Consider the following 12,491-nt stretch of genomic DNA (forward strand, 5'->3'; position numbering starts at 1 on the left):
GACAAGCCGGGCTGTTTTGGGTCTCAAATCATCAAATGATTAGCGGTACTTGGCTGTTGCGATCTTGCCGCCGTCGATCACGATCTGACGGTAGTTACCGGCCGACTCACCTGCGCCGATCAGCTCAACCGCGGTTGCACCAACATAGTCCACGTCGCCGCCACCCGCGATGATTTCCAGTGCCTTCGCCAGTTCACCTGGGAAGATCTGCTCACCCGGCGCGTTGGCCACATCCATGACTTTCTCTTTGTATGCCGCTGGATCGGAAGACCCTGCCGCCTGCATCGCCAGCAGGATCAGCGCTGCCGCGTCGTAGGATTCTGGGGTGAACGGGGAAGTCGCGTCGAACGCATCGCCTACGATCTCACCAAACTTCGCTGCACCAGGGCTGTCGGTGCCAGGGTGCTGACCGGTGGAGCCTTCGATTTCGTCACCGAAGTTTTCCTGCAGCTTGTCGGAGATCATGCCGTCCGGGAAGTGGAAGGTGTCAAACGCGCCGGAGTCGATGGCCGCGCGCACGATGCCGGAACCACCTTGGTCCACGTAGCCAGCCACAACCAGACGCTCGCCGCCTGCGGCTGCCAGTGCGCCAACTTCTGCGGAGTAGTCGGCTTTGCCGTCTTCGTGTGCTGCGTTGATGGTCACGGAACCACCAGCCGCTTCAAACGCCGCCTGGAAGCTGTCTGCCAGACCTTTGCCGTAGTCGTTGTTGGTGTAGGTTACCGCAACTTCTTTGATGCCTTCTTCCATCAGCACTTCGGTCATCACAACACCCTGACGGGCATCAGATGGTGCGGTGCGGAAGAACAGGCCGTTGTCTTCGTTGTTTGCGTGGCTCAGGCCTGGAGAGGTTGCGGATGGGGACACCATCACAACGCCGTTTGCCACGGCCACGTTGTTCAGGATTGCGCCGGTCACGCCAGAGCAGTCCGCGCCCATGATGCCTTTCACGCCTTCCGCTGTGATCAGACGCTCCGCTGCGGCGGAGGCCGCTGCTGCGTCGATACAGGTGGAGTCAGCGCGCACGGAGGTCACGGTTGCACCGCCGAGCAGCTTGCCGCTGTCGGAGACTTCTTTCATCGCCAGCTCAGCGCCGTCCGCCATGGATGGGGTCAGCGATTCAATTGGGCCGGTGAAGCCGAGGATCACACCCAGCTTGATTTCTTCTGCGGATGCCGCGCCGGCCAGCAGTGCGCCAGCGGCGGATGCCAAAAGCAGCTTTTTCATTTGGAAACTCCCTATTGGTTTTTTTCTTGTTCCGAAGGTGAGCCTATGCGGGGTGATTTCAAAAGAAAAGAGGTCGATGACTGATTTTTGAACATCAATTCAGGGCGGGATGTGAGAGGGTAAAGCTAATGATTTTTGTGATGCAAAGAGGCTTCGATATGCGCACTCGCCTACGACTTATTGTATTGTTTCTATTCGCTTCTTTGCCGGTTTCGATAGCGTTTGCGGATTTGCAGACGTCCCAAGGTGCCGCAGTCGTTACCCCGGTTGTTGAGCGCCTAAAGGGGCCCTGGGCGTTTGCGTTTCTACCTAACGGAGAGCTTCTGATCACGGAGAAACGCGGCAAGCTTTTGCATGTTACCGCTAGCGGCAAGCGTAGTACCGTTAAAGGCCTTCCAGCGATTCACGTGCAGGGGCAGGGCGGCTTACTCGACGTCATTGTGGCGCGGGATTTTACGCAGTCGCGGACCATCTTTCTGTCTTATGCCAAAAAGCAGAAAGGCGGGGCGGGCACCGCGGTGCTGCGCGCGCGGCTGTCTGAAGACGGGAAAAGGCTTTCCGAGCAAAGACAAATCTTTGAAATGGCTCCGGGCAGTTCCGGTGGGCGGCACTTTGGAAGCCGTATTGTACAGGCCAAAGACGGGACTCTATTTGTGACCGTAGGGGAACGTGGGGATCGGCCAGCCGCTCAAAACTTGGCGCAGCATGAAGGTTCAGTTATCCGGATAACGCCGGACGGCGAAGTGCTCTCGGGCAATCCATTTGTGAAAACTACTGGAGCTCAACAGGAGATTTGGAGCTACGGGCACCGTAACCCGCAAGGGCTGGCACTTGATTTGTCAGGGCGCCTTTGGGCCGTGGAGCATGGGGCGAAGGGCGGAGACGAACTCAACCTTATTGAAAGGGGCGCCAATTATGGTTGGCCGGTGATTTCCTACGGCACGCATTATTCCGGGTTCAAAATAGGCGAAGGCACTGCGAAAGCCGGCATGAAACAGCCAAAGTTCTTCTGGGATCCTTCAATCGCGCCATCGGGATTGATGATCTACTCGGGCAAACTGTGGCCGCAATGGAAAGGGCATTTCTTTGTGGGAAGTTTGAAGCTTGATTATATCAGCCGGCTGGCCGGGACTTCACCAAAAGAAGTTGAGCAATTGCGCGGCGACAGCACGCGCCGCGTGCGGGACGTGCGCGAAGGACCCAACGGCGCGATTTGGTTTTTGTCTGAGGACAAAGGGATACTTTACCGAATGACGCCCGGCGGCTAGGTTGAAAGAAATCTATTTGTTTCAATCTGCTGTGGACACATAATGATCAAGAATAGCCTTCTTTCCGCCGCGCTTGTGCTGGCGGCGACCACAACGGCGCAAGCGCAGACCAACTTGCGCACTCAGTTCAATCAGGCGCTGGCTCTGTTCAATGAAATGGTTATGAACAAAGAGATTGGGGAAGCGATCGACATGATCCAACCTGATGTTGTTCTGAGCGACGCGGAAAAGGCGGAGTATAATACCGCTTTATCGGAGGCCTTTCCGGATCCGTTTGTCGGCTCCTCGACGGTTCAGTCGGAAACGCTCAAAAGCGGTTTTCGCCAAGAGATGTTGGCCTATTGGACAGAGGAAGGCGACTATCTGTATCTCTACCTCGTGATGCACACACAAGGTGCGCAGCAGCAGGTCATTCACGTGGAGCACACCACCACGTTTTCCAAATTCATCGCGCGCTTCTAACCTAGATCGAGAGACGGGCACTCTGGCTACCACGCTCTCGGTAGGGCGTGGTTTCATAGTGCGCACGATAGCATTTGGAGAAGTGGCTTGGCGAGGCAAATCCGCAAGCCAGAGCGACATTGATCACACTCATATCGGTTTGCATCAGCAGGTTACGTGCTTTTTGCAGGCGCAGCTCCATATAGTACCGCTTGGGCGACCGGTTCAGGTAGCGGCGAAACAAACGCTCCAATTGACGGGTCGACATTCCCACTTCTTTGGCAAGCAAGGATGGGCTGATCGGTTCTTCAATATTGGCTTCCATCATTTGGATAACCATAGATAATTTTGGGTGACGCACACCAATTCGGGTGGGCACAGACAGGCGTTGTGTGTCTTGGTCGGTACGGATCGAGCTGTAGATCTGTTGGTCAGCCACCCAGTTGGCAACGTCTTCGCCCAAATCTTGAGCGATCAGCTTCAAAAACAAATCTATGGAAGATGTGCCGCCGGCAGTAGTCATGCGATTTGTGTCGATGGTAAACACGGATTTGGAAAGCTCAACCTCGTCAAACTCCTCGGCAAAGCTATCCTGATTCTCCCAGTGAATTGTCGCCCGCTTCCCATCCAGTAGCCCCGCTTTGGCCATGCAGAAAGATGCGGTACACAGCCCAATAACGGGTGGGCCCTTGCGCGCTTCTCTGCGCAGCCAGTTCAGCAGTTTTTTGGTGGTCGCCTGCTGAATGTCGGTGCCGCCGCACAACACAATTGTGTCATCGCGGCGCAGCTCAGAAAGATCGTCATCCAGCTTAAAAGTTGTGTTTGTTGAACAGCTTATCGTGTCGCCACCTTCGCCGACCAATATCCAAGAATAGTGATCACGCCCCATATGCCGATTGGCCAGGCGCAAACAGTCAATTGCTGACGCGAACGACAACAATGTGAACTTATCTAAAAGCACAAAAACAAAGCGTCGCGATTTCGCATCGTTTTGACCAGAAGCGAGTGTCGAAGTCATTGACATCGTTTCCTTTTCTAAGTGGGGGTGCGCATCTTGAGTTGCAGCGATTTGACCGATTAAACGAAACATTCACCAAACGCGTCAAGGCCGGATATTTCATCTATGGCGCCGGGACAAGAGCTTTTGTATAAGGCCTCATTAACTTGTCTAATTGGAGTAAAGACAATGGCTGACTGGCAAAAATCTGACTGGCGCGCAAAGCCCCGGATTCAGATGCCTGAGTATACGGATGACGCAGAGCTGAAGGCTGTAGAGGCCAAGCTCGCAAGCTATCCGCCATTGGTCTTTGCCGGCGAAGCGCGTCGCCTGAAAGCTCAGCTTGGTGCCGCTTCCCGCGGCGAGGCCTTTTTGTTGCAGGGCGGAGACTGTGCGGAGAGCTTTGAGCAGTTCAGCGCAGACGGCATCCGCGACACGTTCAAAGTGATGTTGCAAATGGCGATGGTGCTGACCTATGGCGCCAAGGTGCCGGTGGTGAAAGTTGGTCGTATGGCCGGTCAGTTTGCCAAGCCGCGTTCCGCGCCGACGGAAACCGTGGATGGTGTGGAGCTGCCAAGCTATCGTGGCGACATCATCAACGAGCTGGATTTCACGCCTGAATCGCGAATTCCCAATCCAAACAAGATGTTGCAGGCTTACACGCAAGCTGCTGCAACGTTGAACCTGCTGCGCGCGTTCTCGACCGGCGGTTACGCAGATGTGCATCAGGTACACTCTTGGACGCTTGGGTTCACCGAGGGTGAGAAGGCCACCAAATATCGCGATATGGCCAACCGGATCAGCGACACGCTGGACTTCATGAAAGCGGCGGGCGTGACATCGGAACGTTTGCATTCTTTGCAGACTGTGGACTTCTACACCAGCCACGAGTCTCTGCTGCTGGAGTACGAAGAGGCTTTGACACGTCTGGATTCGACCTCCGGCAAGTGGCTCGCGGGCTCTGGCCACATGATCTGGATCGGCGACCGTACTCGCCAGCCAGATGGGGCGCATGTTGAATTTGCGCGCGGCGTGCAGAACCCGATTGGTTTGAAGTGTGGTCCAACCACAACCGCCGACGACCTCAAAGTCTTGATGGAAAAGCTGAATCCTGAAAACGAAGCGGGCCGTCTGACACTGATAGCCCGCTTTGGTGCGGGCAGCGTTGGGGATCATCTGCCGCGCCTCGTCAAGGCGGTTCAGGAAGAGGGCGCCAATGTGCTTTGGACCTGTGATCCAATGCACGGCAACACCATCAAATCGGCAACTGGCTACAAAACCCGTCCGTTTGACAGTGTTCTGCGCGAAGTGCGTGAGTTCTTCGGCGTTCACAAAGCTGAAGGCACCATTCCGGGCGGCGTGCATTTCGAGATGACCGGTCAGGATGTGACAGAGTGCACCGGCGGTGTACGAGCCGTGACCGAAGAAGACCTCTCCGCACGCTATCATACCGCGTGTGACCCGCGTCTGAATGCGAGCCAATCGCTGGAATTGGCGTTCCTCGTGGCAGAAGAGCTGTCTGACCGCGATCAAGCCAGGGCGGCTGCAGCGGTCTAAACCGCTTCAAACGCAAGCAAATAAGGGCCGCGCGATTGCGCGGCTCTTTTTTGTTGGGAAAAGCAAAAATAACCGCAATTTGCCTCTTGCATCCCCCCAACAGTTGAAGCTAAACACCGCTCCACAGAGAGACGGTCAACTGACCAACGCTCTGATGCGGAGAGGTGGCCGAGTGGTCGAAGGCGCACGCCTGGAAAGTGTGTAGGCGGGAAACCGTCTCCAGGGTTCGAATCCCTGTCTCTCCGCCACAATCCCCAGATCGAGATTGACATACAGATGGCAAGAGCGGTGCGCGTCGATTTTGCAGTAAGTGGCTGAACTAAATCAGCCTTTTTGTACGACGAACTGCAAGTGACCATCAGCTTCTGTCATGCTGACAAAGGCATGTCCCGCCTCGTTACAGAAATGTGGTACGTCGACGATGGCTGCCGGATCATCTGCCAGCAGCAGCACTTTCGCGCCGGTTTTTAGGGGTTCCATACGCTTGCGCAGGCGCAAAACGGGCAGGGGGCACAACAGGCCAATTGCATCTACTTCCAAATCCATAAGACGGACATAGGCAGGATGTTTCGGTCTGTCCACAGGGATGTGACCACCTGTGCACGTGACCTTTGCTGAAAGCTGGTCTAAGGGTGGGGCATGACTGAAATTAGCATCCTCGACGTGGGCCTCTTGCCTGGAATCTTTATTGCTCTAACCGCAGGAATGGTTTCATTTCTGAGCCCCTGCGTGTTGCCCATTGTGCCGCCTTATCTGGCCTATATGAGCGGCGTCAGCATGTCAGAGCTCACCACAGAACAAGAGGCGCGGCGCAAGGCAATCGTGGCCGCCCTGTTCTTTGTGATGGGGTTGTCGACGGTATTTCTATTCCTCGGCTTCACGGCTTCGGCGTTTGGGGCGTTTTTCCTGCAAAATCAGGCCCTTTTCAGCAAGATCGCAGGCGGCGTTGTGATCGTCTTTGGTTTGCATTTCTTGAACGTGTTCCGCATTCCGTTTCTTGATCGGGAGGCTCGGATCGAGACGGGTGAGTCCGGTGGTTCTGCCTTTGGGGCCTACGTGCTTGGTTTGGCGTTTGCCTTTGGCTGGACGCCTTGCATCGGCCCGCAGCTCGGCGCGATTCTGTCTTTGGCCGCTGGGGAAGCGTCCATCGCGCGGGGGACTGTGCTTTTGGGGGTTTATGCCGCAGGGCTTGGCATTCCCTTTCTGCTGGCTGCCATTTTCCTCAATCGGGCGATGGGCGTGATGAACAAACTCAAGCGCCACATGGGCACAATCGAGAAAGTCATGGGCGGCTTGTTGCTGTTTGTGGGTGTTATGCTGGTGACCGGGGCGTTCTCGACGTTTTCTTATTGGCTGCTGGAGACCTTTCCGGCCCTCGCAACCCTCGGATAAGGCTTAATTTTGCCAAAGTGAGCGGTTACACTCCTCTCAAAGGAGAGGCAGGCCATGGCAGAGCCCCAACATAGGCAGGTGCGAACGCGTCGGGTGTTTTACATTCCGGGCTATGATCCGATTCACCCGCGCCGCTACCGCGAGCTGTACCGCAAGGAAGGCGCGGCGCAGGCAGGAATTTCTGACTATGAGATTGTCTTGTCTCCCAAGAAGGCGGACGGCGGGCCCTACGGCTGGCATGTGACAGGCCATATTGAGGAGCAGGAGGCGCAGAGCGACGTTGAGGTGCTGGTGTGGTCCGACATAGTGCGTGACAGCATGGAGCAGGGCATTGTGTCGACCTATGGGCAGCTTCTGCGGACGGCCTGGACCTATATTGGCTCTGGCGCGTTGTGGCGGCTTATGCAGTTGCGCAAAGGGCCGGTGATTGCGGCGCTCTATCCGGTGGTGTTTTTGCTGGTGCAGCTGCTGCTGGCCCTGCTGGTTGCCTGGGGTATTGGTAAAGGGCTGGCGACGGTTTTGCCGGAATGGACGGCGGTGTTTGGGCTGATCGTTGTTTTGCCAATTTTGCAATGGTTTCAAAAACATGATGGCAAATTCTTTGCCTATTATCTGATGCATGACTACGCCTATTCAGCCTCCACCAAAGGGGCTAACCCACCTGAGTTGGAAGCGCGGATGGGAGAGTTTGCGGATCGCATTGCCGAGGCTTTGCAGTCGGACTGTGACGAGGTTCTGGTGGTGGGACATTCCAGCGGCGCGCATCTGGCGGTGTCGGTTTTGGCGGATTTGATCCGAGATGGTCGTGTGGTAGAGGGTGGGCCTGCGCTTGGATTTTTGTCGTTGGGACAAGTGGTTCCGATGGTGTCGTTCTTGCCTAAAGCGGAGCGGTTGCGGGCGGATCTGGCGTATTTGTGCCAGCGGTCTGAGCTGGCGTGGGTTGATGTGACGGCTCCGGGGGACGGCTGCGCTTTTGCGCTGTGTGATCCGGTGGCTGTGTCTGGTGTTGCGCCAGAAGAGGGCAAACGGTGGCCACTGGTGTTCTCGGCAGCTTTTACTCAAACATTGTCGGAAGAGCGTTGGGCAGAACTGAGATGGCGGTTTTTTCGGCTGCATTTTCAATACCTTTGCGCCTTTGATCGGCCCGGAGACTATGACTACTTCCGTATTACGACGGGGCCAAAAACCTTGGCGGAGCGCTACGAAGGGCGCAAGGCGTCGGGCTCTCGAATAGAAAAACCGGTCAATAAATTCACCTCGGTGGTTTCATGATCCCTCCAAAACCAGCGCCTCGGCCTGAGAAAGTCACGCTGCGGCAGTATGTGAAGCTATTTCGTAAAGACCTATTGTCCGCGCAGCCTGCCAAATTGTATCGCGCTTGGATGGCGGAGTTTCGCACGCCGTTTTTCCGCTCCTACATGATCAACCAGCCTTCGTTAGTAAAAACTGTTCTGAAGGAACGGCCTGATGATTTCCCCAAATCTCAACGGGTTAGCGAAGGGCTGAAACCTCTTTTGGGGGAGTCGGTGTTCCTGACCAATGGCGAGGTGTGGAAGCGGCAGCGGCGGATCATTGATCCGGCTTTTGAGGGTGGACGGCTGCGCGATACCTTTCCGGCGATGTGGGCGGCGAGTGAAGCGGCGGTGACGCGTCTGGACGGCCATGTTGGGCAAGTTGTTGAGATTGAAGAGGAAACCAGCCACGCGGCGGCGGATGTGATCTTTCGAACCTTGTTCTCCATCCCGATTGAACATGAGGTGGCCGGCAAGGTGTTTGATGAATTTCGCACCTATCAGCGCAGCGCGCCGATTGTGAATTTGGGGGCGTTTTTGCCTTTACCGCGTTGGTTTCCAAGGTTTTTCCGAAAGGACACCAAACGCACAGCAGCCAGTATTCGCGGTTTGATCACCCAACTTACCGAGGAGCGGATGCAGGCCATTCAGGCGGGCGAAGCGCCGGATGATTTGGCGACAAAGATCATGACCACGGTTGATCCGGAAACCGGAAAATCCTTTGACACCAATGAGATGGTTGATCAGGTGGCGATCTTTTTCCTGGCGGGGCATGAAACCAGTGCGTCGGCTTTGGCTTGGACGTTGTACCTCTGTGCGTTGTTCCCGGAATGGCAGGAGAAAATTGCAGAGGAAGCCGCGGATTTGATCGAAGATTTCAGCGCGGTCAGCAAGTTGAAAATCAGTCGCGATGTGTTCCGGGAGGCGCTGCGGTTGTATCCGCCGGTGCCAATGATGGTGCGGGAGGCGACTTGCCCGGAACATTTCCGAGATCGCGATATTGCCGTGGGATCTCAGGTAGTTATCTCGCCATGGCATCTGCATCGGCAAGAGCGATTGTGGGACAATCCAGATGGTTTTGACCCAATGCGATGGCAAACGGACAATGGCAAACAGTGTATGCGGGAGGCCTATGTGCCGTTCTCTGCGGGCAGTCGGGTTTGCACGGGCGCGGGCTTTGCCATGGTGGAGGGCGTGCTGATGTTGTCGATGATTTTAAAGCACTTCCGGATCACACCTGTCGGCGATGCACCGGTGCCAATTGCCCATTTGACGGTGCGGTCGCGGGACGGGATTAACCTTCGACTCGAACGGCGATTCTGACGTCGGTATTACGTCTGTATCGCGACTGTTTTGCGGAGGTGCGATTTTCCGGAAAGTGACCCGTTAACGAACAGGGCGCCCGAAGGCGCCCCGTGTTGCGTTTACTCTTCGTGCCACCAGACACCTGGCAGCCAGTCCACCCCGTCGCCGTAGATCGGCAGAGTGTCTTTGGGGTAGTGCAGGTCTTTCTGGTGCGCGATGCGACCCACAGCATATTTCCAGATCGGGATCACGTAACGACCGGAGGTCAGGACGCGGTCGAGCGCCTTGGTGGCGGCGACAAAGTCATCCTGCGAAGTCGACGTCAGCATCTCGTTGATCATCGCGTCGATGGCCGGAGATTTCACACCCATCAGGTTGCGTGAGCCGTTTTGATCAGCCGCCGCGGAGCCCCAGTAGAGGTTTTGCTCGTTGCCCGGGGACAGCGACAGGGCGCGGCGGTAGTTGGTGATGTCAAAGTCAAAGGCCGCGGTGCGCTCGGTATATTGCGGACCGTCTACCTGGGTGACGGTCAGCTCCAAGCCAAGACCTTCGAGCGCCTTGGAATAGATGTCGATGATGGCTTTGTTCTCTGTGTCGCCTTGCTTGAGCAGGATTTCCAGCGCCAGAACCTCGCCATCTGCGTTTTGCAACTTACCGTCCACCACGGAATAGCCGGCTTCCTCCATCAGGTTGAGCGCTTTGCGCAGGTTGGCGCGGTTGCGAGCGGAACCGTCAGAAGCGGGCAGGGTGTAGCCTGCGAGCGCCTCTGGCGGCAGGTCGTCCGCGAAAGGTTGCAGCAGTTCTGCAACGCGGCCTTGGGCCGGGCCGTCGTCCATGCCCAGAAGCGAGCCGGAGAAATAAGACGTGATGCGCGGCTGGCGGGCGCCGGTCATGGTGTCGTTGATGAACTCAAAATTGAAGACATGCATCAACGCGTCGCGCACACGGATGTCATCCAATGGGGCTTTGCGGGTGTTCATCACAAAACCGGTGATGCCGGAGGGCTTTTGGTGCGGGATTTCGGATTTCACCACGTCGCCGGATTGCGCCAGCGGGAAGTTGTAGTTTGAGGCCCATTTTTCGGCGTTGAATTCACGCACGTAGGAGATTTCGCCCGCCTTGAAGGCCTCAAACATCACGGAGCTGTCGCCGAAGAAATCGATTTTGATCTCGTCAAAGTTGTGCGTGCCCTTGCGGAACGGCAGGTCTTTGCCCCAGTAGTCTTCGTTGCGTGTCAGGGTCACGTAACGACCAGCTTCAAAATCAGAGATGGCGTAAGGGGCGGAACCGATGGGGAAGTTCTCGAGCGTCGCGTCTTCAAAGGAATTGCCCTCGAATTGTGCTTTGCTCAAGATCGGGCGCAGGCCGGCGATCAGGGCCAGTTCCCGGTCTTCGGTGTTAAAGGTGAGGCGCACGGAACGTTCGCCAGTGGCCTCGATTTTGTCGACTTTGCCCCAGAAACCTCGGTAGCGCGGGTGGCCGACTGTGCCGAGGGTTTCGTATGACCAGATCACGTCCTCGACGGTCACCGGGCTGCCGTCAGAGAATCGGGCCTCTTCGCGCAGGGTAAACTCGACCCAGGAGCGGTCTTCTGGAGTCTCAATCGATTCGGCCAAAAGACCGTATAGAGCGAACGGCTCATCCCAGTTGCGCCCCATGAGGGATTCCACCGCAAAGAAGCGGAGCTGCCATGGCACATCGCCTTTGCGCACAAACGGGTTCAGGGAATCAAAGCTGCCGCCATTACCGGTGACCACGCGCCCGCCTTTGGGTGCGTCGGGGTTGGCGTAGGGCAGGGACACAAAATCCTGTGGCAAAGCGGGGGCGCCATACATAGCAATGCCATGCTGGGGTTCCGCGAGGGTCTGAGTGCCGACCAGAGTAAGCGCCAGCGCGGCGGCGGCACTGGTGACTTTGGGGAAACGTATTGGTGTCATTGCCTGAACAATCCTGTTGGTTGATTTTTTACTTACCCAAAAAGTAACGGCGGATTGGTGGCTTATCAAACTTTTAGCTTGGAGACCGGCGCGGTAACGCCTATAAAGGAGTCACTGCTCGATAGGTTTCTTGCCTGTATGAAACCTGCCTCAATAACTTTACGCCCGCTTCGCGCGGGCGTTTTTTTTGGCCAAATGGCAGACTTACGTAAGATTACGGGTGGTGCGGATTCCCCTTATTTTGCGGGTGCAGCATGATATGCTGCGCTCAACCGAGATGAGAAGGGAAGTCAGATGACTATGCAGGGCAAAACGGCGATTGTGACGGGCAGCAATTCGGGAATCGGTCTGGGTGTGGCGCGGGAATTGGCGCGGGCCGGGGCGGAAGTGGTGCTGAATTCGTTTACGGATCGCGAGGAAGATCACGCGCTGGCGGCGGAAATTGCGGCGGAGTTTGGCGTCTCCGCGCGCTACATCGCGGCGGATATGTCCAAAGGTGATCAATGTCGGAAGCTGATCGAGGATGCGGGCGGCTGCGATGTTCTGGTGAACAACGCCGGTATTCAGCATGTGGCGCCGATTGATGAGTTCCCGGTCGACAAGTGGGACGCCATCATTGCGATCAATATGAACTCGGCGTTTCACACCACGGCGGCGGCGCTGCCGCATATGCGCAAACGCGGCTGGGGCCGGGTGATCAACATCGCCAGTGCGCATGGGTTGACCGCGTCTCCGTTCAAGGCGGCTTATGTGGCGGCCAAGCATGGCGTGGTGGGCATGACCAAGACTGTTGCGTTGGAAACTGCGGAAGAGCCGATCACATGTAACGCGATTTGCCCGGGCTATGTGCTGACACCGCTGGTGGAGGCGCAGATCCCCGACACCATGGAGAAATACAACATGGGCCGGGACGAGGTGATCAAGAAGGTGATGTTGGAAAGACAACCAAGCCGCGAGTTTGCCACAGTGGAGCAGCTGGGCGGCACAGTGTGCTTCCTGGCGTCCGATGCGGCGGCTCAGATCACGGGTACCACCATCAGTGTGGATGGCGGCTGGACCGCTCTATAAGGAAGGG

The 12,491-nt window shown here is 56.4% G+C and carries 11 protein-coding genes and 1 tRNA gene; 8 read left to right on the forward strand and 4 right to left on the reverse strand.

The features are described from left to right. Nucleotides 1-39: 39 nt before the first annotated feature. Nucleotides 40-1,227 (reverse strand): ABC transporter substrate-binding protein, encoded by a 1,188-nt coding sequence (locus tag SIB92_RS03900; protein ID WP_412554579.1) that lies wholly within the window; start codon nucleotides 1,225-1,227, stop codon nucleotides 40-42. Between the two features lie 128 nt (nucleotides 1,228-1,355). Between SIB92_RS03900 and SIB92_RS03905 the strand changes: the two genes are divergently transcribed. Together SIB92_RS03905 and SIB92_RS03910 are read left to right on the forward strand one after the other, a co-directional pair. Then, nucleotides 1,356-2,495: a PQQ-dependent sugar dehydrogenase gene (locus SIB92_RS03905; RefSeq protein WP_412554580.1), complete on the forward strand. Its 1,140-nt coding sequence runs from the start codon at nucleotides 1,356-1,358 to the stop codon at nucleotides 2,493-2,495. 42 nt (nucleotides 2,496-2,537) lie between these two features. Beyond that, on the forward strand, nucleotides 2,538-2,957 hold the full coding sequence (locus tag SIB92_RS03910; protein WP_412554581.1) for a hypothetical protein: 420 nt from the start codon (nucleotides 2,538-2,540) through the stop codon (nucleotides 2,955-2,957). A gap of 1 nt (nucleotide 2,958) precedes the next feature. Here SIB92_RS03910 and SIB92_RS03915 read toward each other — a convergent pair whose 3' ends face one another. Continuing rightward, complete coding sequence (locus SIB92_RS03915) at nucleotides 2,959-3,960, reverse strand: GlxA family transcriptional regulator (protein WP_412555793.1); 1,002 nt, start codon at nucleotides 3,958-3,960, stop codon at nucleotides 2,959-2,961. A gap of 162 nt (nucleotides 3,961-4,122) precedes the next feature. Here SIB92_RS03915 and SIB92_RS03920 point away from each other — a divergent pair, with 162 nt between their 5' ends. Further along, nucleotides 4,123-5,490: a class II 3-deoxy-7-phosphoheptulonate synthase gene (locus SIB92_RS03920; protein ID WP_412554582.1), complete on the forward strand. Its 1,368-nt coding sequence runs from the start codon at nucleotides 4,123-4,125 to the stop codon at nucleotides 5,488-5,490. A 158-nt stretch (nucleotides 5,491-5,648) separates the two neighbouring features. Further along, nucleotides 5,649-5,738, forward strand: a tRNA-Ser gene (locus SIB92_RS03925). Between the two features lie 76 nt (nucleotides 5,739-5,814). Here SIB92_RS03925 and SIB92_RS03930 read toward each other — a convergent pair. Beyond that, nucleotides 5,815-6,036, reverse strand: coding sequence for a sulfurtransferase TusA family protein (locus SIB92_RS03930; protein ID WP_412554583.1), 222 nt, complete (start codon nucleotides 6,034-6,036; stop codon nucleotides 5,815-5,817). A 93-nt stretch (nucleotides 6,037-6,129) separates the two neighbouring features. Between SIB92_RS03930 and SIB92_RS03935 the strand changes: the two genes are divergently transcribed. The 3 genes from SIB92_RS03935 to SIB92_RS03945 are packed head-to-tail and all read left to right on the forward strand — an operon-like array spanning nucleotide 6,130 to nucleotide 9,497. After that, on the forward strand, nucleotides 6,130-6,882 hold the full coding sequence (locus SIB92_RS03935; RefSeq protein WP_412554584.1) for a cytochrome c biogenesis CcdA family protein: 753 nt from the start codon (nucleotides 6,130-6,132) through the stop codon (nucleotides 6,880-6,882). 54 nt (nucleotides 6,883-6,936) lie between these two features. Continuing rightward, entirely contained in the window at nucleotides 6,937-8,154 is a 1,218-nt protein-coding gene (locus SIB92_RS03940) for a hypothetical protein (protein ID WP_412554585.1), read from the forward strand. Then, complete coding sequence (locus SIB92_RS03945; protein WP_412554586.1) at nucleotides 8,151-9,497, forward strand: cytochrome P450; 1,347 nt, start codon at nucleotides 8,151-8,153, stop codon at nucleotides 9,495-9,497. The genes SIB92_RS03940 and SIB92_RS03945 overlap by 4 nt, the downstream gene beginning before the upstream one ends. Nucleotides 9,498-9,598: 101 nt before the next feature. Here the strand turns inward: SIB92_RS03945 and SIB92_RS03950 are convergent, their stop codons facing one another. Next, a complete protein-coding gene (locus SIB92_RS03950; RefSeq protein ID WP_412554587.1) occupies nucleotides 9,599-11,416 on the reverse strand; it encodes an extracellular solute-binding protein in 1,818 nt (605 codons plus the stop codon). 294 nt (nucleotides 11,417-11,710) lie between these two features. Here SIB92_RS03950 and SIB92_RS03955 point away from each other — a divergent pair, with 294 nt between their 5' ends. Beyond that, the gene (locus SIB92_RS03955) at nucleotides 11,711-12,484 is read left to right on the forward strand and encodes a 3-hydroxybutyrate dehydrogenase (RefSeq protein ID WP_412554588.1); all 774 of its coding nucleotides are present in this window, start codon (nucleotides 11,711-11,713) and stop codon (nucleotides 12,482-12,484) included. Nucleotides 12,485-12,491: the final 7 nt, after the last annotated feature.

This window comes from Shimia sp. MIT1388, assembly GCF_047124445.1.
GTDB lineage: Bacteria > Pseudomonadota > Alphaproteobacteria > Rhodobacterales > Rhodobacteraceae > Shimia.